Origin of the sequence: Myxococcus faecalis (assembly GCF_050039385.1) — a bacterium.
Lineage (GTDB): Bacteria > Myxococcota > Myxococcia > Myxococcales > Myxococcaceae > Myxococcus > Myxococcus fulvus.
Window position 1 is genome coordinate 3,401,542 of the sequence record NZ_CP144336.1, and the last position, 19,457, is coordinate 3,420,998.

Genomic DNA, 19,457 nt, shown 5'->3' on the forward strand with positions numbered 1-19,457 from the left:
TCCCGTGATTCCGGCTTCCATCCAATACTATCTGCGTCGCAACCGAGTCCTCTACGAGCGCTACTGGCACCCCCGGGCGGTCACCGCCCAGGAGCTGGCCGAGGCGCTCCATGTCTCCGGCTGGCGCGTGGCCAAGTCCGTCATCGTGATGGCGGACCGTCAGCCCTGGATCTTCGTCGTCCCCGCGGCGGGCACCGTGGATTTGGAGCGCGTGCGGGAGCTGCTCGGCGTGCGCACCGCCCGGCTCGCCACCGAGCGGGAGTTCTCCGACCACTTCCCGGACTGCGAGGTGGGCGCGGAGCCGCCCTTCGGCGAGCTGTACGGCCTGCCCGTGGCGGTGGATGAGACGTTGAGCCTCACCGAGCACCTGCTCTTCCGCGCGGGCTCGCACGAGGAGGCCCTGGAGATGCGCTTCCAGGACTTCGCCACGCTGGAGTGGCCGCTCGTCGCCTCGTTCATCCACGAGCGGCTTCAACCCTCGGCCTCGGCCGTCACCGTCATCCCTCCCATCCTGATGGAGCAGGACGCGCCGATTCCGGCGTGAGGAGGGTCAGGGTTCCACGAGCGGCTCGCGGGAGTCTCCCAGCAGGTGCTCCAGCTCCTGCGCGCGCGGGTCGCTCAAGAGCTCCTTGCGACGCGAGTCCACGCGAGCACGCTCGGCGGACTCCAGCCGCGTCATCCAGGCGCGCGCGGCCTCGCGGGCATCGGGCGGCAACAGCGCCAGTCCCTCGCTCACCGAGCGGGCCGCCGCGTCGTAGCGCTTGAGTGACTCCTGCAGCCGCGCCACCGCGAAGTGGGCCTCCGCGCTCGGCAGGAGCCGGGCCACCGTCTGCCGCCGGTCCACCGCGCGCGACAGGAGCCCCTCGCGCTCGAGCCCGTCCGCCTCCATCGACAAGAGGCGCGCCCGCTGACGGTAGTCCGTGACGAGGCCGCCCACCTCCTGGAGCGTCTGGCGCGCCCGCCGCGTCAGGCCCGCGTCCATCTGCCAGGAGGCCAGGATGAGGGCCAGCTCCAGGTCCTCGGGGTGACGTGAGCGCAGGGCCTCGATGTCCCTCAACGCGGCGTCGCTCTCTCCTCGCCCCCGGAGCACCTCGGCGCGCAGGAGCGCGGTGTCACGCTCACCCGGCGCTCGACGCTCGACCTGCACGCAGGCCGCCTCCGCCTCGGGCAGCTCCTTGCGCGTCAGCCGCAGCCGCGCCTCCCGGGCCCACAGGGCCGTGACACCCGGGCGGCCCTCGAAGTGCTCTCGCGCCCAGGCACCATAGGCCAGCGCAAGGTCCGAACGATTCAGATGCCAGGACAGCGCGTCCAGCAGCGCCCCGGCGATGTCGGGCGAGTCCGGCGTCATCGCCACCAGGTCCTCCACCGTGCGCGCCCGTCGGACCGCGTCGCCCACGAGCGCGCCCTTCTCGCCCGCCTCGTACGCCAGCCGGTACTCCAGGAAGGCCTGCGAGCGGTGCCCCATCGCCAGCAGCGCATGCGCCGCGACCCGATGTGACACCGCGTCCAGCGGCGCCAGGTACAGCGCGCGATTCACGAAGGCCAGCGTCTGGCTCGCGCCCTCGACCCCTCGCGCCGCGTGCGCGGAGGCCACCAGTCGATACAGCAGGTAGTCGGCCGGGTGCCGGTCGATGAGCGCGAGCCCCCGCGCATGCACCGTCTCCACCGGCGCCCGCGCGCGGACCTGCTCCGCCAGCTCGGTCTCCGCGTCCGAGAGTCGCGAGGCACCGGGCAGCAAGGCCACCAACGCCACCGCCATCAGCGCACCACTGGCGCCCAGCGAGACGAGGGACGAAGGCAGCGCCCACGCATCCGCGGTGTCGCGCTCGCGAGGGCGCGCCACCGTGCCGAGCACCACCAGCGCCGCCACCGCGCAGGCCGGCAGCTCCAGGCTGAAGTCGAAGAGGTTGTGCAGGGCCAGCGCCGCCACGCCCGCGAGCGCGGACACCTCCAGCGCGTCCAGCCCCTCGCGTCGCGCCAGCCGCGCGAAGCCCCAGACGGCCAGGACCAGCAGCAGCAACCCGGGCAGGCCCAGCTCCGCCGCCAGCTGGAGCACGGCGTTCTCCGGGTGCGTGAGCGTGTTCGGGTTGAGCTCGGACTGGTAGCGCGGGAAGGCCGCCTCGAACGCGCCGCGCCCCATGCCCAGCGCCGGGAAGGACGCGGCTGCCCTCGCCATCATCGGCCACAGCGACACCTTGGACTGGCCCAGCTTCTCCAGGCTGTCCGCCGAGCGGGCCTCGGCCCAGAGCGGCTCCGCCACCGCGTACGCGCCCACGGCCAGCACCGCCACGAGCCCCAGCACCGGGACGAAGCTCCGCGCGGACGTGACGCCGCGCCGGTCCTCCTGGCGCCTTCGCGCGAGCCACAGCGCGAGCAGTCCCTGACCGAGGACGAGGAACACGATGCCGCCGCGCGACAGCGTCAGCACCACGCCCAGCCCACACGCGCCCGCCGCCAGCGCATACGGCAGCGCCTTCATGGGAGGCCGCATCGTGAGCGCCAGCCCCACGCCCACCGACGCCCCCAGTCCGAGGAAGCCCGCCAGGTGATTGGGGTTGCCGAAGAACGTCACCAGCGTCGGATGCGCGTGCACCCAGGAGCGCAGGCCGAACAGCGACGTCACGCCCATGAGCGCGTGGCCCAGCCCCACCAGCGTCACCGCCGCGCCCGTGAAGGTCACCACCGCGAGCAGCCTGCGACGGCTGTCCTTCGAGCGCGACACCTGGACCGTGGCGAGGAAGACGAGCAGGTACGCCAGGTGCTTCGACAGCTCACGCCACGTGGCCGGCGGGTCCAGCGACACGGGCCGCGCGCCGCCCAGGCCCAGGGGCTCCAGCGCGAACTCCCGCAGCGCCGCGGCCTCGGGGCTCACCCACCCCAGCACGCCCGAGGGCAGGGGGACGAGCTGCACCGCGCACAGCGCCGCGCCCGCGGCCAGGGGCGAGGCCATGAGCGGGAAGCGCAGCGACTGACCGTGTCGCCGCGCGCCGATGCACGCCAGCAGGGCCGCCGCGCCGGAGAGGAGGCCCAGCGGGACGAGCACCCACTTCGCCGCGCCGCCGAGCGCCAGCGGACACACGACGACGAGCATGGCCAGGGCCACTTCGGCGAGCCGGGTGTACCGGGAGCTGCTGCGTTGCGAGGGGGCCATGCGAGAGGGCTTGCGAGTATGGCATGGGCTCCGCAACCCTCTGCTTTCCGGCCCGCACGTCCTGCTCGGCGGCTGACAGGGCCGGCAGGCGCGGAGCCCCTCCCTCCCTGTCCGGCGTTGAAAACCCCTACGGCCCCCGAGTGGGCTTGCATCCCGAAGACCTTCTGGCATCTTCGCCCGCACCCATGCGCCGCTTCCTGCTCGCCACCGCCCTCCTCTGCGCCACCCTGTCCGGCCTCGCCGGCTGCAAGGGGCCCTGCCGCGAGCTGTCCGAGAAGCTGTGCGACTGCTCCATCAACTCGGTGGAGAAGGAACTCTGCCTCCAGAACGCCTCGCGCGAGGAGAGCCGGGTGGAGCCCACCCCCGAGCAGGAGGCCGTCTGCGAGACGAAGCTCGCCGGCTGCGACTGCAAGAAGATTGAAACCGCCGAGGGCAAGCGCGAGTGCGGCATCGCCCGCGAGGGCGGCATCGACTGAGGAGGCGGTAGCCCTCAGGCCCCCGGCGCCACCGGCCGCGCGCGCGTGGATGCACCCTCCGCGTCCACCCACGGCTGCAGCGCCTTGCGCACCCGGGAGCGCATCGGCGTCTCCACGTACCGGTGCACCAGCACGGACGCGGGCAGCGCCAACAGCAGCACCGAGCCCAGCCAGCCCCACGGCGTGTTGAGGTCCACCCACGGCGACAGCACGCGCTCCAGCTTCATCGCCGCCTCGCCCGCGGGGTACTGGAGCAGGTACAGCGCGTAGCTCGCCGAGCCCAGGTGCACCGCCCACGGGCGTGACAGCACCCGGCCCAGCAGGCCCCCACCCCGCGCCAGCCCGTACACGAGCAGCCCCGAGGCGGGCGCCAACAGCGCGTTGTGCATCAGCACGTACGGAATGCGCTCGCCCGCCGCGCCCGCCGCCACCAGCATCGCCGCGCCCAAGGCCGCCAGCACCGCGCCCGAGCCCTTCGCCGCACCCGCCTGCCGCTCACGCACGAAGCACCAGCCCAGGAGCACGCCGAAGAGGAACTCCGGCAGGCGCGAGAGCGGCGCGAACTTGAGCACCGCCAGCCACGCGCCCCACGAGTGCGCATCCACCGTGTCCAGCCCATCGGGTCGCAGCGCGAGGTAGAGCACCGGCGGCACGAGCCCCAGCACCCACGTCGCGCCCAGCGCCACGGGCAACAAGGACGGCTTCAGGCGCGACAGCCCGCGCGCGAGCTTCGGGAACAGCGCGTAGAAGAACGCCTCCACCGCCACGGACCAGCCCGGCGGGTTCCAGTACAGCGCGAGCAGCGGCACCCACGCCTGCACCAGGGCCAGCGTCGCCACCGCCGCCACCGCGAGCTTCACCAAGGCCACGTGCCACGCGTTGCTCGCGAACGAGGCGAGCATGGTGGGCGGCGCGGACAGCAGGAAGGTGAGCAGATACACGGGATAGACGCGGGCCACGCGGGCCGCGAGGAAGGCGCGCGTGCCCGTCTCCATGCGCCCGTCCGCGTCCAGGTAGTTCCAGGCGAGCACGAAGCCGGACAGGACGAAGAACACGCCCACGGCCGAGAAGCCCGCGCCCACCAGGTTCTGCAGCCACTCCGGCGCCGGCGCCAGGGCCGGACGCGCGAAGTGGAACAGCACGACATGCAGGGCCGCGAAGAAGCGCAGCCCCGTCAACGCATCGAGTGAACCGCCCCGGCTCACCGCCGGCCGATGCCGTAGTACGTGAAGCCCAGCTCGCGCATGCGCACGGGGTCGAACACGTTGCGGCCGTCGAAGATGACCGGCGCCTTCATCAGCGACTTCATGCGCTCGAAGTCCGGGTGACGGAACTCGTTCCACTCCGTGACGACGAAGAGCGCGTCCACGCCCTCCAGCGCCTCGTAGGGCACGCTGGCGTAGCGGATGCGGTCACCGAAGACGCGCCTGGCCGTGTGCGTGGCCACCGGGTCGTGCGCCACCACCGTGGCGCCCTTGCCGATGAGGCCCTCGATGACCTCGATGGACGGCGCCTCGCGCATGTCGTCCGTCTTCGGCTTGAAGGCCAGGCCCCACACGCCGAACTTCTTGCCCTCCAGCGAGCCGCCGAAGTGCTTGGCCGCCTTGTTCACCAGGAGCTTCTTCTGCCGCTCGTTGGTGCGCTCCACGGCGCGCAGCAGGTCCAGCTCCAGGCCGAACTCGCGCGCGGTGGCGCCCAGCGCCTTCACGTCCTTGGGGAAGCACGAGCCGCCGTAGCCCACGCCCGGGAACAGGAACGGGTAGCCGATGCGCTTGTCGGAGCCCAGGCCCTTGCGCACGAAGTCCACGTCCGCGCCCACCTTCTCGCAGAGCGCGGAGATGTCGTTCATGAAGGAGATGCGCGTGGCGAGCATCGCGTTGGCGGCGTACTTGGTCAGCTCCGCCGAGCGCGTGTCCATGAAGAGCACCGGGTTCTCGGTGCGCACGAAGGGCGCGTACAGCTCGCCCATCACCTTGCGGCCGCGCTCGGAGTCCACGCCGATGACCACGCGGTCCGGCTTGAGGAAGTCGTCCAGCGCGGCGCCCTCCTTGAGGAACTCCGGATTGGAGACGACGTCGAACTCCACGCTCGTCACCTTGCGGATGGCCTCGCGCACCTTGTCCGCGGTGCCCACCGGCACGGTGCTCTTGTCCACCACCACCGTGTACTGCTTCATCGCCTTGCCGATCTGCTCGGCGGCGGCCAGCACGTACTGGAGGTCGGCGTCGCCCGTCTCACCCTCGGGCGTGCCCACCGCGATGAACACCACGTGCGCGTTGGAGACGGCCTCGGCCAGGTCGCGCGTGAAGAACAGGCGCTTCTCGCGCACGTTCTTCTTGATGAGCTCCTCGAGCCCGGGCTCGTAGATGGGCACCTCGCCCGCCTGGAGCATCCGAATCTTCCGCTCGTCGATGTCCACGCACGTGACGTCGTTGCCCGAGTCCGCGAAGCAGGTGCCCGCGACCAGGCCGACGTAGCCCGTTCCGATGATGGCAATACGCATTGAAGGAGTCCCAGTGGGGAGGTGTCTTGACCAGAACTCATACGCCGGGACGCGCTCGGAAAGGAAGCCCGTCCCTGGGGCAGTTCAGCAACCGGGCGGGCTCACTGCCCGGTGAGCAGGCGCCGCACTCTTTCCAAGCCCCTGAGAGCCGAGGTCCGCCCGGGGGTGCTGACTGGACCCACCACCGTGCGGTCCAACAGCTCGCGCGTCGCCCGGCGCAGGGGCGGCAGCGCGGCGGTGGCATCGGCCGCGGCCTCCGGGAAGAGGCGGGCGATGATGGACAGCGACGTGTACAGGGCGCGCTCCAGTCGCCAGTCGGCGGCCCGGGCGAGCAGCGCGGGCACATCCAGCGGGCGCGAGTAGACACCGCCCATCCACTTGGCGCCCGTGACGAGCTCGCGGAGGTCGATGAAGGACAGCCAGGGTACGTCGTACCCCTGACGCGCGTGCTCCAGGCAGACCAGGAGGACCGAATCCTCCAGGTCGGCCCGGTACATGGAGGGGCCGTAGACCTTCATCGGCTTGGCACGCTCGATGATGCCGGCGGTCTGCTCGCGGCGCTGGGGACCCAGGATGTCGGAGTAGAGGTGGATGGCGGTGCGGCCGTCGGTGACGACCTTGGTGGCGCCGCTGTGGGAGGTGTCCGCCTCCGGCTTGAACTCGTGGTTGGAGAGGAAGCCGGCGAAGCCGTCCACGTCCATGCGGCGCAGGAGCAGCTGCAGCTCGAGCACGGGGCGGAAGCCGATGTGCGGATAGAGCGCCTCGGCGAAGGCTGCCGAGCCCATGAGGACCAGCTTGCGCCCCTCCAGCTCGTCGACGACCTGCTTGAAGTTGACGAGCTTCATCACGTTGTCGTTGACGGAGCCCTGGTAGACGGAGAGCAGCCTGTCGCGGGCCCACTCGGGCGCGGCGCTGGCGCCCAGGCGGTACTCCAGGTTGTACGCCGCCAGCGGCGCCAGGCCCTGGGCGATGGCCCAGTCCACGTACTCCTCCCAGGGCGCGCCCTTGAGGGCACCTCGCGGTGGGTCGAACGAGGCGAGGACGCGGAAGGTGTCGAGCAGGCTGAGCGGCATGGTGGCCCCCTTTAACGGGCCCACCGCATGCCCTGCAATCACTGCCTGCGCCCCTCGGGACGACGCCGTGGTGGACAGCGGACATCCGGCCCGTCCCCCAGGGCGAGCCCCCACCCGCTCACCTGTCCGGCGGGCCGCGCAGCAGGGTGTCCAGGCGCCGCAGCGAATAGCGGACCATCGCCACGGGCTCGGGCGACAGGAGCAGCTTCGCCGCCATCCAGCGCGGACGGCTGTGCACCAGCTCGGTCGCCACCAGGCGAGACTCGGAGAAGAACCTCCGCCCCAGGCGCCTGCGCCACCCCGAGGGCGCGAGCGCGGCGAGGACGTCCTCCGGCACCGGCGCGCCCAATAGCCGCCGTGCGACCTCCCAGCCGTGGAAGACGAGCTGGGGCAGCCCCGAGTCCCGAGCCCCCTCGATGACGCGGTCCCAGTCCAGGCCCCGCGCCGCCAGGAGCTTCAGGTCGAACAGCCACGCCAGCCGCTGCAGCAGGTGGTGGCTGGCGTGGAGGGCCAGGTAGACGGCCTCGTCCTCGGGGCCAAGCCACCGCACCCGGTGGCCGTCCACCGTCCCCTCCACCGCGCGCGCCAGCAGCGCGTCCCCCTCGAGCGCCCTGCCCCAGCCCGCCAGCGCGCGGAAGTGCAGCTCCACGAGCCCCGCCTTCCCCTCCAGCTCCAGGTGGTGCGAGTCCACGTCCGAGTGGCGCCCATCGCGCGACGGGCGCACCGTCAGCCCCAGGCTGGAGAGCTGGTGCACCGCCGTCGCCACCTCGGTGCGGGACACGAGCAGGTCCACGTCGCGCGTGGCGCGCTGGAGCGGGTCCGGGTACAGCCTCAGCGCCAGGCCGTAGCCCTTGAGCGACACGGGGACGATTCCCTCGCGGGACAGCGCCTCCAGGCTCTTGAGCAACAGCGCCTTGACCTGGAGCGAGCGGGCCGCGCCGGCGAGTGACTCCCGGCGCAGCAGCGCGCTCGACTCCGAGGGGAGCTGCCACCCCGCCTGTCCCACCGCGTGGGCCACGAACCCGGCGAGCCCGTGGCGGACGGCGCTCCGCACGAAGGCATCCGCCTCGGCGCCCTGGGGAGCGCGAATCTCCGGGGGCTCGGGCCAGGCGCGCAGCAGCCCGACGAGGGGGCTCGGGCCTGGGCGGGTCGTCATCGGCGCAGCGCGATGACGCGCCCGGGTTCAGCGTCCGCGACGGACAGGAACTTCACGGCGCGCTCGGCGATGGCATCCGCCACCAGCTCCAGCGCCAGCTCCTCGTCCCGGTCGATGGCGTCGCGGCCATCGCGCCAGACGAGCAGCAGCGAGCCGAGCACCTGGTCCTCGTCCTTCACCTCGAGCCTCCGCTCGAAGGGCAGCGACAGCCCCGCGGCGCGCTCGGTCTCGAAGACGATGCCCTCCACGAGCTCGTCGTGGGCCTGCTGGAAGCGCAGCTCCTGGCGAGACACGCCCAGCATGTCCGCCAGCGGGCGCACGGCGCTCCAGACCTCCTGCGGCGAGCGAGCCTCACGCACCGAGCCGATGACCTGCTTCACCACCGAGCGCAGCCGGAGGTTTCGCTGACGGCGCTGCTGCATGTCCCCGGCCCGTCCCAGGTCCAGGTAGCCCAGCTTGCGCATCATCACCGCGATGACCACGCCCATGCCGCACAGGAGCAGGGCGCTCTGCGCGCTGTTGGCGAAGTTCAGGCCCAGCGCGGTGAGCATGAACAGGCCGCACAGGGCATACAGCACCAGCACGGTGGAGCGGTGGCTGAGCACCATGCGGCTCATCACGCGGTGATGGATGTGCTCCTTGTCCGCGCTGAACAGCGGGCGGCCCAAGAGCGAGCGGCGAATCACCGCGAGCAGCGTGTCCATGATGGGCAGGCCCAGCGCCATGATGGGCACGAGCATGGCCACCGCGGTGCCGCTCTTGGTGCTCGTCTTGATGGAGACCGCCGCGAGCACGAAGCCCAGGAACATGCTGCCCGTGTCCCCCATGAAGATGGAGGCCGGGTTGAAGTTGAAGACGAGGAACCCGAGGATGGCCCCCGCGAGCGCCGCCATCAGCAGGCACAGCAGCACGTCGCCTCGCGACAGCGCGAGGATGAAGTTGGTGCTCACGCCGAAGAACGCCACGCCGCCCGCGAGCCCATCCAGCCCGTCGATGAGGTTGAGCGCGTTGACCACGCCCACCATCCACAGCACGGTGAAGGGCAGGCTCAGCGCGCCCAGCGTCAGCTCGGGGCCGAAGGGATTGGCGATGACCTCGATGCGGAAGCCCAGCGCATACAGCCCGAGCGCCACCGCGAACTGCACGCTGAACTTCAGCCGCGCGTTCGCGCCTCGCAAGTCGTCGTAGAGCCCGAGCGCGGCGATGACGCCACCGCCGACGAACAGCCCCATCACCAGGTCCGTGTGGGAGCGGAAGTTGTGCCCGACACCGGAGTCCACCAGGAACAGCGCGCACAGGGGCGCGAAGAAGCCCGCGACGATTCCGATTCCCCCGAGCCGGGGAATGGGCCGCACGTGGACCTTGCGACTGGAATTGGCCTGGTCGAGCCACCCCCACGCGAGGGCCTGGTTGCGCACGACGTACGTGAGCCCCAGGGCGACCATCAGCGAAACGAGGAAGGCAACGAAGAAGGTGATCATCGAGGTGGGCCGCCTTCGTCATGCTGACGGTGAGCGTCACGGCGCGTCAATGAATGTCGTTGTGCGACACCCGGATGTCGCACGAGTCGTCCCTCGCCGAGCAACCATGCGGGCTGTGGCGTGTCATTGTTGACCTCGAACGGAACCGATTCCTCGTCGACGGAGAATGCGAGAGGCCGGCCCTGCTGGCAGGCCCTTCGTCGTCCGCTGTTGACGGCTTCGCGTCGGGGGACACAATGCGCCCACCTCTTGCGCATGCCTCCCCGGACATCCATCCGCCTACAAGCCCACGGACCGCCGCCGTCGGGAGCAACCCGTTGAGTGGCGTGCTCGCGTCCCCGCGGCGCATGGATGGGCTGGATGTGCTGCGGGCCTTCGCCATCCTCGGCGTGCTGGTGTTCCATGCGCCCGCGGCGGTGCATGACGCCGTGCCGTACGCGGTGCGCTTCGCGTTCGCGCACGGATGGATGGGCGTGGACCTGTTCTTCGTGCTCTCGGGCTACCTCGTGGGTCGGCAGGTCTTCGCCACGGAAGAGGGGCCCACGCTGGGTGCGCAGCTGCGCACCTTCTGGCTGAAGCGCTGGATGCGCACGCTGCCGCTGTACTTCGTGGTGCTCGCGCTCTACGCGCTCAAGCCGTGGCTGGTGGGCACGCCGTTCGTGGGAGGCGGCTGGCACTACGCCCTGTTCCTCCAGAACTTCGGCCACCCGCGCGACTTCGTGCAGAGCTGGTCCTTGTGCGTGGAGGAGCACTTCTACCTGGTGCTGCCGCTGCTCGCCTTCGCGCTGGGTGGGCGACGCTGGCCCGCGTGGGCATGGCTGGGCTCGGTGGCCTTGAGCGTCACGGCGCGCTGGCTCTTCTCGCGCGGCCTGCCGGCGGACGTCACGATGTCGAGCCTGGACACGCTCGCGCCCTGGTCCACCGAGCTGCACCTGGATGGGCTGGGCATCGGCGTGTTCCTGGCGAAGACCGCGCCCACGTGGAGGAGCTGGTCGCCGCGAGGGCGGATGCTGTGTGGCCTCGTGGGCGTGGGCGTGCTGGCGCTGACGGTGGGGCACCACGGCGCCATCGTGACGACGACGAACCACGTCTGGCTGTTCGCTGGACTGGCGGTGGGCTTCGGCGGGGTGCTCGTGGGTATCGAGTCGCTCCAGCTCCCCCGGGTTCCGCGTTGGGCCATCTATCAAATCGCGCTGCTGTCCTATGGCGCGTATCTCTGGCACGGGCTCGTGCTGCGAATAGTGGAGCGGCTGGACCTCCGCCTGGGCGCGTGGGGGCTGGACCTCCTCGCGTACCTCGCCCTGACGTTGGGCGTTTCGTGGGTGACCTACGTCGCGGTGGAGAAGCCGTGCCTCAAGCTGCGAGACTGGCTGTTGACCCGAGGGGCGCTCCCGCCCGGCGTCTTGTCTCCGTAGGAATGCCATGCAACGACTGAGAGACCACCTGACGCCGCTGAGCCAGCTCCGGTATCTCGCCTGGCGGGCGATGCCGCTGGGGCGTGAGGTGACGGTGAAGCTGCGCTCGGGGGAGAAGCTCTCCCTGAGGCCGCCTCCCGCCGAGGACCTGACCACGGCGTACGAGATGTTCGTCGCGGAGGTCTACCGTCCCCCGTTCTCCGTGCGGACGGACACCACGCTGCGCATCGTCGATGTCGGAGCGAACTGCGGACACTCGCTGCTGTTCTGGGCGAAGCACTACCCGCGCGCGCACGTCGTCGCCTTCGAGCCGCACCCCGTCCATCTGGCGATGCTGGAGCGCAACCTGGCGCTCAACGCACTGACGCCGCGAGTGTCCCTGCACCGAGCGGCGGCGGGTGTGAGCGCCGGTGAGGTGGGCCTGCTCGACGCGGAGAGCGCGTCCACCATCGTGGATGCGAGCGAGGGGCGCTCGCTGCGCGTGCCGCTGGTCGACTTCTTCGAGGCCATCGGCGACGAGCCCATCGACCTGCTCAAGATGGACATCGAGGGCGGGGAGTACGCGCTGCTGGAGGACCCTCGGTTCGCGCGCCTGAAGATCCGCACGCTCATCATGGAGTGGCATCGCACCCGGGAGCGGCCGGACGGCAAGGTCTGGTGCGAGCAGCGGCTCGCGGCGCTGGGCTACGAAGTCACGCAAGGCATCTGGAGCAGCGAGGTGAACGGGCTGCTCTGGGCGCGTCCTCGTGAGGCCGAGGCGCGTCCATGAGTTCGCCGGGCGCGACGGTGGTCATCCCCACGTACAACGGAGCCCGGCGCGTGGAGGCGCCGCTGCAGGCCCTGGTCGAGCAGCAGGCGCCGAGCGGGTGCTTCGAGGTGGTGGTGGTGGACAACAACTCCTCGGACGGCACGGCGCGCGTGGTGGAGGAGAGCGCGTCCGTCGCGGAGCTGCGTCGCCGGGGCGTGGACGTGCGCGTGGTCCCCGAGCCTCGCCAGGGGTTGCTCTTCGCGCGCCTGTGCGGAATCCACAACGCGCGGCGCGAGGTCATCTGCTTCCTGGATGACGACAACATCCCCGAGCCGAACTTCATCGCCGACGGGCTGGCGCACTTCGAGGACGCGGGCGTCGGCATGGTGGTGTCGCGCATCTATCCCCGGTACGAGACGCCGCCTCCGCCGAGCATCTCGCGGCGCGAGCACCTGCTGGCCATCAACCACCGGATGGGGGATGCGCTCATCGACTTCGGAGCGGAGGCGACGCTCGCGCCGACGATTGGCGCGGGGCTGTGGATGCGCCGCTCGGCGATATTGGACGCGGTCCCTTGGCGCACGCCCGAGCGACTCATGCCGGGCCGGCTGGGGAAGCTGATGGTGAGTGGGGAGGACATCGAGCTCGGGTACCTGCTGGGCAAGGCGGGCCATCGTCGCATCTACGGGCCCACGCTGAAGGTCTGGCACGTCATCCCGAGCAGCCGCTTCGAGACGCGCTACTTCATCCGGCTCATCATGGGCGTGGTGCGCAGCGAGAAGACACTCGAGGCCCGCTACCTGGGACGACGCATGGGAGCGCTATCCCGACTCAAGGAGTGCGCGCGGCTGGTGGGAGCGGGACTCGCGAGTCCGGCGCTGGCGCTCCGGGGAGACTCGGTGCGCGAGGTGTTGTTCGTGCTGGCGAGCCGCTGGGCGCAGGTGCAGGGCCCGTATGCGCAACTGCACGAGTCGCGCTGATTGACGCTCATGGCGCTCCGGTCACGTCGCACCTTGGGTGAGTGTCTCGAAGGCCGGGGGAACAACCTGGACTTCCTGCGCTTCGCCGCGGCCACGGGCGTCATCGTCAGCCATGCGTTCCCATTGGGCGAAGGCGCCGCGAAGGCTCCCGAGCCATTGATGGACTTCACGCGCGGACAGCTCTCGCTCGGGCTGGTCTGTGTGGCGGTGTTCCTGGTCATCAGCGGCGTGCTCATCACACGGAGCTGGGAGCGCAGGCCCGACGTTCGAGCGTACCTCCTGGCGCGCACGCTGCGAATCTTCCCCGGGCTCGCGGTGTCGCTGTTACTGACTGTCTTCGTGCTCGGCGCCGTGTTCACCGCGTCCCCGCTGGCGGAGTACTTCACGTCGAAGGACACGTACACGTTCATCCTGCGCAACTTCACCCTGGTGGAGCCGCAGTGGATGTTGCCCGGGGTGTTCGAGGGGAACGTGTACCCAGGAGCCGTCAACGGCTCGCTGTGGACGCTGAAGTACGAGGTGGGCTTCTACCTGCTCGTGCTGGGCCTGGGCGTCACGGGGTTGTTGCGCAAGGAATTGGCGCTGGTCGGGTGGTGTGTCACGGCGGGGTTGTCGCTGCTGCACATCGGGCGGCTGGGGTTCTGGCCGAACCTGGGGCTCGCCTTCGGGGGCGGGCTGGTGCTCTATCTCTGGCGCGAGCGCGTGAGAATGAGCCCGTGGATCGCCGCGGGCTGTGTGCTGGTGCTCGTGGCCACGTCACTGCTGGGCAAGGGGCTGTCCATCGCCATGGGCTCCTGTGGCGCGTACCTGGTGGTCTACCTCGCATTCCTCCCGAGCCGGCTCGCGAGCTTCGGGCGCTACGGGGACTTCTCGTACGGGCTCTACATCTACGCGTTTCCGGTGCAGCAGGCGGTGGCGGCGCTGATGAACGGCGCCACGCCGTGGTGGTTGAACGCAACCCTGGCGTTCCTCCCCACGCTCCTGCTCGCCGTCTTGTCCTGGCGACTCGTCGAGCACCCCTGCATCCGGCTCAAACCCGTGAAGCCCCACGTGGAGCCTCGGGTTCAATCAAGGCCGGTCTGACCCAGCCATCGCCCCAACAGCATCACGCCCACGGTGAAGACCATCGAGGCCGCGCCGCATCCCAGGAACCAGAGTATCGAGTAGAGCTGGAAGCGCGGACGCCGAACCGGGCCCGTCACGAAAACCACATACTCCACCCAGTCGCTGCGCTTCTGCGGCCATTGGCCCGTGACCGCGACCGCGGCCAAGACACGCATCCCCAAGATTCCCATCAGACCGATTGCAGTCCCGCCAGAGAACGCAAGAAAGGTCACCAGGGTTCTGGCATCCATTTCGCCTCACACTCTTGCGTCATCGGTCTTCACGGCCAACCGTATGTCCGCTGGCCGTAGAGCATCACCGCGATGATGAACCCGAACGCGAGGGCCCCGCACACGAAGAACCACGCGATGCCTAACAACTGGAAGCGGCGAGACTTGATGCCCCCGAGCAGGAACATGAACTGCCCCCACTCCCGCCACCCCAGGGGCCATCGCCCCATGACGGCGGCTCCCACAAACACGCGCATCCCCAGAATCCCAATCAATCCGAGCAGCACCCCGCCTGAAAGAGCGACCGTCGAGAAGGCGTCCTTGGTGTACACGGTCCCCTCGCGTCGAGCGTTCACGCGGACTGTCCACGTGACGTGATTCTGCCCGGCGCAGCGGAGCAGTGTCCACACACCCGCGGCGCTCTCGTCGGACCTGTGCCGCTCGACCCAAGAACGAGTGGCACGGACTACGTCACGTCAGGCTCGACCAGCAGCGCCGCGCCAATCGCGCCTGAGAGCTCACCCAGTTCCGCAACCAGCACCGGCGGCTGTCGCTCCGTCATGAAGACATGGGGGCTCATGGCCTCGTGAATCAGCCCGGCGTATCTGGCGCCCAGGCGTGAGCCCAATCCTCCGCCCAGGATGACGGCCTCCACGTCCAGCAGGTTGATGGCCGACGCGATTCCGACACCCAGCATGTGCACCGCGCGCTCGATGAGCTTCGTGGCCAGCGCGTCCTCCTCCTCCAACGCCTTCTTCCAGATGCTGCTCGTCAACCGAGTGCGCTGCTTCTTGCGCATCAGCTCGAACAACTGCGTCTTCTCGCCCTTCTCCTCCGCTTTACGCGCGTCACGCTCCAGGTTTCCGCGTCCGGCGTACGCCTCCATGCAACCCCGCCGGCCACATCCACACCGCGCCCCTCCGGGCTTCACCACCATGTGGCCAATCTCTCCGGCCGCCCCTCGGCCTCGCCAGGGAACACCGTCCAACACCAATCCTCCCCCCACCCCAGTGCCCCACCACACCCCCAGCACCGAGCGATAGGGACGCCCCGCCCCCAGCCGATACTCCGCCGCCACCGCCACCTGGACGTCGTTGCCCAACACCACCTCACCTCGGGTCAGCTCGGACAGACTCCCCGCCAGCGGAAACGGAGCCGTCCATCCACGCCCCACGTTGCTCACCCGCGCCAGCGTCCCCGCGTTCGCATCCACCGCCCCAGGCGCCCCCACGCCGACGCCTCCCAATCGCGTCAGCCGCAGCCCCGCCGTCTGCACCGCGTCCTCCAGCGCGCCGTACATCTCGCGCACCACGTCCTCCGGCTCGCCCTGCGTGGGCGTCGGATGCCTCGCGTGACCTATCGGCTTGCCGTGCCCGTCGATGACCACGGCTTCGATCTTCGTCCCGCCCAGGTCGATGCCTCCCCACACCTTCCCGCGTCGCGGAGTTCGCGACCTGCGAGACGCCACCGTCCTCTTCGAACGGACCCGATCCATGTCCAGCCTCCGAGCAAGGGCCACACAAACGTCCCTCGGAAGATGCGCAGACCTCGCTCCGTCCGGCAGCCCGTAGGGCCGCCTGCTGTGGAGAGACTCAAGACGGACAAGGCCCTGGCCGCTCGGCCGGACTCAGCGACGGCGCACGACGTGCGCCAGCCGCCTCACCGCCACCTTGGGCAGGAACCCCAACAGATAGCGCCACCGGGGAACCTCCCGATGGAACGGCAGCCCCCGCCAGTACAAGTCCAGCGCGAGGTCCATCCGCTGATGGTCCACCATCACGTGTGACACGTGCCGCGTGGCGTACAGCAACATCTCCAGCCGCTCGCGCCTGCGCTCAGGGCCTCCGGGATAGCGGCCCAGTCGCTCCTGCATCAACTGGTACGCCATGCCCTGATGCGCCGCCTCCAGCATCGTCGACTCGGAGCCGTGGTGCTGGCGATAGCCCACCATCACCGGCGAGCGCACCCACGCGAAGCCCCGCTCCGTCCCCAACCGGAACAGCAGGTCGTAGTCCTCCGCGACGATGCGCAGCGGCGTGAAGCCCTCCACCTTTCGCAGCGCCTCCGTCCGCACCGCCAGCACACAGGCCGTGCGCGGCGTCCGGTCCAGGGCGCTCGCCAGATAGTCCGCGAACGGTGACGCGCGCACGGGCTCACGGACCACCCGCGCCAGCTCCGACTCGTCACGGAAGGTCACCGACGTGCCCATCACCACCGTCGGACTCCCGTGCTCCTCGATCACCTGCCGATACGACGACAGCGTCCACGGGAACCACAGGTCGTCACTGTCCAGGAACACCACGTACTCGCCCCGGGCCGCCTCGATGCCCCGGTTGCGCGCGACTCCCGGTCCCGCGTTCACCTGCTGGAGCACCCTCACGCGCTCGCCCAGCCGCGACAGGACCTCCAGCGTGTCGTCCGTGGAGCCGTCGTCCACGACGAGCACCTCGTAGTCCCGCTCCTCCTGCGCGAACACCGACGCCAGCGTCCGCTCCAACAGCCGTGCCCGGTTGTACGTGGGGATGACGATGGAGAAGAAGGGCATGTCCTCAGACCCGCGTCCGCAGCCCCATCTCGGAGATGCGCAGGAACGTGGCGAGCTGCCGCCGATACTCCCTCAACTCCATGCGCCCTCGCAGCAACGTCTGCGTCAGCACCAGCGAGTTGTACGGCAGCGTCCCCACCAAGATGGCGCGCAGCATCCACTCGCGCATCCGACCGTGATGCTTGCGGAAGTACGCCACCCGCGTGCGCCACAGCTCCACGCGCACCTTGTCCGGACCCGTGGCCGAGGGACGGAACGAGCGGCTCGTCAGGTGCGTAATCACCGCCTCGGGACAGAAGGCCACCTCCCAGCCCGCCTTCCACGCCCGGACACACCAGTCCGTGTCCTCCGTGTTCCCCAGGGGCGACATTGCCTCGTCGAGCAGCCCCACCTCCGCCAGCGTCTCCTCGCGCACCACGATGCACGCGCCGAGTACCCAGTTCACTCGGGCCTCCTCGTGCCCGTACTGCGCCGGGTCGATGTCCTTGCGTTTCAAGAAGTGCAACGGACGCGGCAGGAACACCAGGTCGAACAACTGCCCCGACAACGACATCGGCCGGAAGGTGCAGTTCTGGATGGTGCCATCCGCGTTCAACAGCCGCGCGCCCGCCATCCCCACCCGCGGGTTCTCATCCATGAACCGCACGAGCGAGTCGAACGCCCCCTCGTGCACGATGGTGTCGTCATTGAAGATGCAGAAGTAGCGCCCCGAGGCCTGCCGCAGCACCTGGTTGTGATTGGCGGAGAACCCCTTGCGCGCGGTGTTGAAGAGCCAGCGCACCTGCGGGAAGTCGCGCCGCATCGCCTCCACGCCCCGTCCATCCGTGGCGTTGTCCACCACCCACACCTCGAAGGTGCACTCGCGCGTCGTCGCGTACAGCGTCCGCAGGCAGTCGTGCAGCAGCTCCGGGTTGCTGTGGTTGACGATGGAGATGACCAGGTCGGGCTTCGACATCGAATGCCTCACGTCCTTCATGACGCCGGGCTCGCCGGCGCGGACCGGGCCGCGCGTCGCGCCCGGACGAACTCGATGATGTCTCGCACCTCGCCCACCATGGAGCGCAGCCCCGGCAGCAACTCCCGCGCGAGGACGAGCAACAGGAACAACACCCCGCCCACGCCCCACCGCGCCCAATCCCCCTCGGGGCCCCACCTCCAGGCCACCAGCGCCGACACCGCCAGCAGGAAGCCCACCGAGACCAGCGGCTCCACGACCTGCCACATCAACCCTCGCAGCCCCGGGTTCAGGTGCGACACGCGCCACGCCGTCACCCCGACCTCCAGCATCGACACCACCAGGCCCACCGGTCCGATTCCCTCCAGCCCCCAGCGATGGATGGCCCAGGTGCCGAGACTCCACTTCGCCACGCCCACGCCCACCACCACCGCGAAGCGCTCCCAGGGCCGCCCGCCCGCGTTCTGCGCCGTGGCCAACAGCCCCGTGAGCGTGATGAGCAGACACTCCAGCGTGAACCACTGCACCAGCGGCACCGCGGCAATCCAGCGCTGACCGAAGAACAGCGGCACCAACACCGGCATCCCCAGCACCGCCACCGGCAACGTCAGCAGCAGCGCCGCGGACAGCCGCCGGAGCGACGTCTTGAGATACTCCGCGAACCCGCTCGGGTCGTCCTGCATCCGGCAGTACGCGGGGAAGGCCACACGGTTGAGGACCACGCTCAGCATCATCGGCGTGGAGGCGAGCGCCCAGGCCCAGTTCACCAACCCCACCACGTCCTTGCCCAGCACCTGCCCCACCACCAAGGGCACCCAGCCCGCGACCAGCGCCGCCACCAGCGGAGGCAGTTGGAACGCCAGCCCGTATCCCAGCAGCCGCTTCAACACGTCCCGCTGGAAAGTCCCGCTCGGACGCCACGGGGACGCCCACGCGATGCAGACGAGCCCCACGGCGCCTCGGATGAGCGAGCCCACCACCAACGCCCAGGCCCCCATCCCCGCCGCCGCCAGGGCCAGGGTGCCGGCCACCTGCGCCACGTTCTCCACCAGCTCCGCTCGCGCGATGGTCGGGAACGCGAGCTTCCGCTCCAACGCCATCAACGGAATCACGCGCAGCGACGACAGGAACAATCCCAGCGCCATGGCCCAGACCATCGGCACGGCTTCCGCGCCCAGCGCGTAGCCCTCGGTGAGCACCGGCGCCATCGCACACACCGCGGCCACGATGACGGCGGTGAGGGCCTGGTGGCTCCAGAAGATGGTGAAGGTCTCGTCCTGGGTGGGCGCATGCGACTGACGCACCAGCGCGGCGCTCAGGCCCAGGTCGCCCAGGAACACCCCTAGCGAGCTGGCGTAGGCGACGATGCCGAACAAGCCGTAGTCCGAGGGGAACAACAGCCGGGAGAGCGCCAGCGCGCTGATGACCCGCAGCCCTTGCGAGGCCACGGTGCGCAGCACGAGGACGACCATGCCCTTCAGGGCACGGGCCTTGACCTCGCCGGTGTCCACCTGGGGTGCCGCGGTCGCATTCATCGCAATGGGGGCTGACTGCTTCCGGGCCGCGGTGAGAAGGCCGGCCTGCGTGGACGGCACCCACCCGCGCTCGAGGCTCGAATGAGGGCTCGATGCTAGCGAGGC

Annotated in this window: 18 protein-coding genes; 6 read left to right on the plus strand and 12 right to left on the minus strand. The window is 70.1% G+C overall.

Going from position 1 to position 19,457, the window contains the following annotated elements; genetic code table 11:
• Nucleotides 1-4 precede the first annotated feature (4 nt).
• Complete coding sequence (locus tag VZQ01_RS13445; protein WP_141324648.1) at nucleotides 5-544, plus strand: aminoacyl-tRNA deacylase; 540 nt, start codon at nucleotides 5-7, stop codon at nucleotides 542-544.
• A gap of 6 nt (nucleotides 545-550) precedes the next feature.
• On the opposite strand, the gene VZQ01_RS13450 is transcribed toward VZQ01_RS13445, so the two are convergent.
• The gene (locus VZQ01_RS13450) at nucleotides 551-3,151 is read right to left on the minus strand and encodes an O-antigen ligase family protein (protein ID WP_426748017.1); all 2,601 of its coding nucleotides are present in this window, start codon (nucleotides 3,149-3,151) and stop codon (nucleotides 551-553) included.
• 185 nt (nucleotides 3,152-3,336) lie between these two features.
• On the opposite strand from VZQ01_RS13450, the gene VZQ01_RS13455 reads away from it, so the two are divergent.
• On the plus strand, nucleotides 3,337-3,627 hold the full coding sequence (locus VZQ01_RS13455) for a hypothetical protein (RefSeq protein WP_141324650.1): 291 nt from the start codon (nucleotides 3,337-3,339) through the stop codon (nucleotides 3,625-3,627).
• Nucleotides 3,628-3,641: 14 nt separating this feature from the next.
• On the opposite strand, the gene VZQ01_RS13460 is transcribed toward VZQ01_RS13455, so the two are convergent.
• The 5 genes from VZQ01_RS13460 to VZQ01_RS13480 form a co-directional block, all read right to left on the minus strand.
• Nucleotides 3,642-4,832 (minus strand): acyltransferase family protein, encoded by a 1,191-nt coding sequence (locus VZQ01_RS13460; protein ID WP_408888040.1) that lies wholly within the window; start codon nucleotides 4,830-4,832, stop codon nucleotides 3,642-3,644.
• On the minus strand, nucleotides 4,829-6,130 hold the full coding sequence (locus VZQ01_RS13465; RefSeq protein WP_223746135.1) for a UDP-glucose dehydrogenase family protein: 1,302 nt from the start codon (nucleotides 6,128-6,130) through the stop codon (nucleotides 4,829-4,831). The genes VZQ01_RS13460 and VZQ01_RS13465 overlap by 4 nt, the downstream gene beginning before the upstream one ends.
• Before the next feature lie 101 nt (nucleotides 6,131-6,231).
• On the minus strand, nucleotides 6,232-7,203 hold the full coding sequence (locus VZQ01_RS13470; protein WP_223783459.1) for a nucleotidyltransferase family protein: 972 nt from the start codon (nucleotides 7,201-7,203) through the stop codon (nucleotides 6,232-6,234).
• A 118-nt stretch (nucleotides 7,204-7,321) separates the two neighbouring features.
• Nucleotides 7,322-8,359, minus strand: coding sequence for a nucleotidyltransferase domain-containing protein (locus VZQ01_RS13475; protein ID WP_426748019.1), 1,038 nt, complete (start codon nucleotides 8,357-8,359; stop codon nucleotides 7,322-7,324).
• The gene (locus VZQ01_RS13480) at nucleotides 8,356-9,840 is read right to left on the minus strand and encodes an MraY family glycosyltransferase (RefSeq protein WP_248542338.1); all 1,485 of its coding nucleotides are present in this window, start codon (nucleotides 9,838-9,840) and stop codon (nucleotides 8,356-8,358) included. The genes VZQ01_RS13475 and VZQ01_RS13480 overlap by 4 nt, the downstream gene beginning before the upstream one ends.
• 326 nt (nucleotides 9,841-10,166) lie before the next feature.
• Between VZQ01_RS13480 and VZQ01_RS13485 the strand changes: the two genes are divergently transcribed.
• From VZQ01_RS13485 to VZQ01_RS13500, 4 genes are read left to right on the plus strand one after another with little or no spacing between them, the layout of a single operon-like run.
• Nucleotides 10,167-11,255, plus strand: a complete 1,089-nt coding sequence (locus VZQ01_RS13485) for an acyltransferase family protein (protein WP_426748960.1) — start codon at nucleotides 10,167-10,169, stop codon at nucleotides 11,253-11,255.
• A 7-nt stretch (nucleotides 11,256-11,262) separates the two neighbouring features.
• Nucleotides 11,263-12,024, plus strand: coding sequence for an FkbM family methyltransferase (locus VZQ01_RS13490; protein ID WP_426748020.1), 762 nt, complete (start codon nucleotides 11,263-11,265; stop codon nucleotides 12,022-12,024).
• A complete protein-coding gene (locus VZQ01_RS13495; RefSeq protein ID WP_408888044.1) occupies nucleotides 12,021-12,983 on the plus strand; it encodes a glycosyltransferase in 963 nt (320 codons plus the stop codon). The genes VZQ01_RS13490 and VZQ01_RS13495 overlap by 4 nt, the downstream gene beginning before the upstream one ends.
• 9 nt (nucleotides 12,984-12,992) lie before the next feature.
• Complete coding sequence (locus tag VZQ01_RS13500) at nucleotides 12,993-14,066, plus strand: acyltransferase family protein (protein WP_223783465.1); 1,074 nt, start codon at nucleotides 12,993-12,995, stop codon at nucleotides 14,064-14,066.
• Here VZQ01_RS13500 and VZQ01_RS13505 read toward each other — a convergent pair.
• The 6 genes from VZQ01_RS13505 to VZQ01_RS13530 all read right to left on the minus strand — a co-directional run bounded on the left by VZQ01_RS13505 (nucleotide 14,048) and on the right by VZQ01_RS13530 (nucleotide 19,352).
• Nucleotides 14,048-14,338 (minus strand): hypothetical protein, encoded by a 291-nt coding sequence (locus VZQ01_RS13505; RefSeq protein WP_426748022.1) that lies wholly within the window; start codon nucleotides 14,336-14,338, stop codon nucleotides 14,048-14,050. The two genes, VZQ01_RS13500 and VZQ01_RS13505, sit on opposite strands and share 19 nt — an antisense overlap.
• A gap of 29 nt (nucleotides 14,339-14,367) precedes the next feature.
• Nucleotides 14,368-14,547, minus strand: coding sequence for a hypothetical protein (locus VZQ01_RS13510; protein ID WP_426748023.1), 180 nt, complete (start codon nucleotides 14,545-14,547; stop codon nucleotides 14,368-14,370).
• Between the two features lie 236 nt (nucleotides 14,548-14,783).
• Entirely contained in the window at nucleotides 14,784-15,812 is a 1,029-nt protein-coding gene (locus VZQ01_RS13515; RefSeq protein WP_426748024.1) for an ROK family protein, read from the minus strand.
• Nucleotides 15,813-15,944: 132 nt separating this feature from the next.
• Nucleotides 15,945-16,862: a glycosyltransferase family 2 protein gene (locus VZQ01_RS13520; protein ID WP_223783468.1), complete on the minus strand. Its 918-nt coding sequence runs from the start codon at nucleotides 16,860-16,862 to the stop codon at nucleotides 15,945-15,947.
• Nucleotides 16,863-16,866: 4 nt separating this feature from the next.
• Entirely contained in the window at nucleotides 16,867-17,817 is a 951-nt protein-coding gene (locus tag VZQ01_RS13525; RefSeq protein WP_426748025.1) for a glycosyltransferase family 2 protein, read from the minus strand.
• A gap of 17 nt (nucleotides 17,818-17,834) precedes the next feature.
• Entirely contained in the window at nucleotides 17,835-19,352 is a 1,518-nt protein-coding gene (locus tag VZQ01_RS13530; RefSeq protein WP_426748026.1) for an oligosaccharide flippase family protein, read from the minus strand.
• Between the last annotated feature and the right edge of the window lie 105 nt (nucleotides 19,353-19,457).

Bases quoted from the DNA above. Each gene is read 5' to 3' on its own strand.
- VZQ01_RS13450 (WP_426748017.1), bottom strand. From the start codon at position 3,151: ATGGCCCCCTCGCAACGCAGCAGCTCCCGGTACACCCGGCTCGCCGAA.
- VZQ01_RS13455 (WP_141324650.1), top strand. From the start codon at position 3,337: ATGCGCCGCTTCCTGCTCGCCACCGCCCTCCTCTGCGCCACCCTGTCC.
- VZQ01_RS13465 (WP_223746135.1), bottom strand. From the start codon at position 6,130: ATGCGTATTGCCATCATCGGAACGGGCTACGTCGGCCTGGTCGCGGGC.
- VZQ01_RS13470 (WP_223783459.1), bottom strand. From the start codon at position 7,203: ATGCCGCTCAGCCTGCTCGACACCTTCCGCGTCCTCGCCTCGTTCGAC.
- VZQ01_RS13475 (WP_426748019.1), bottom strand. From the start codon at position 8,359: ATGACGACCCGCCCAGGCCCGAGCCCCCTCGTCGGGCTGCTGCGCGCC.
- VZQ01_RS13480 (WP_248542338.1), bottom strand. From the start codon at position 9,840: ATGATCACCTTCTTCGTTGCCTTCCTCGTTTCGCTGATGGTCGCCCTG.
- VZQ01_RS13490 (WP_426748020.1), top strand. From the start codon at position 11,263: ATGCAACGACTGAGAGACCACCTGACGCCGCTGAGCCAGCTCCGGTAT.
- VZQ01_RS13495 (WP_408888044.1), top strand. From the start codon at position 12,021: ATGAGTTCGCCGGGCGCGACGGTGGTCATCCCCACGTACAACGGAGCC.
- VZQ01_RS13500 (WP_223783465.1), top strand. From the start codon at position 12,993: ATGGCGCTCCGGTCACGTCGCACCTTGGGTGAGTGTCTCGAAGGCCGG.
- VZQ01_RS13505 (WP_426748022.1), bottom strand. From the start codon at position 14,338: ATGGATGCCAGAACCCTGGTGACCTTTCTTGCGTTCTCTGGCGGGACT.
- VZQ01_RS13510 (WP_426748023.1), bottom strand. From the start codon at position 14,547: ATGGGGCGATGGCCCCTGGGGTGGCGGGAGTGGGGGCAGTTCATGTTC.
- VZQ01_RS13515 (WP_426748024.1), bottom strand. From the start codon at position 15,812: ATGGATCGGGTCCGTTCGAAGAGGACGGTGGCGTCTCGCAGGTCGCGA.
- VZQ01_RS13520 (WP_223783468.1), bottom strand. From the start codon at position 16,862: ATGCCCTTCTTCTCCATCGTCATCCCCACGTACAACCGGGCACGGCTG.
- VZQ01_RS13525 (WP_426748025.1), bottom strand. From the start codon at position 17,817: ATGTCGAAGCCCGACCTGGTCATCTCCATCGTCAACCACAGCAACCCG.
- VZQ01_RS13530 (WP_426748026.1), bottom strand. From the start codon at position 19,352: ATGAATGCGACCGCGGCACCCCAGGTGGACACCGGCGAGGTCAAGGCC.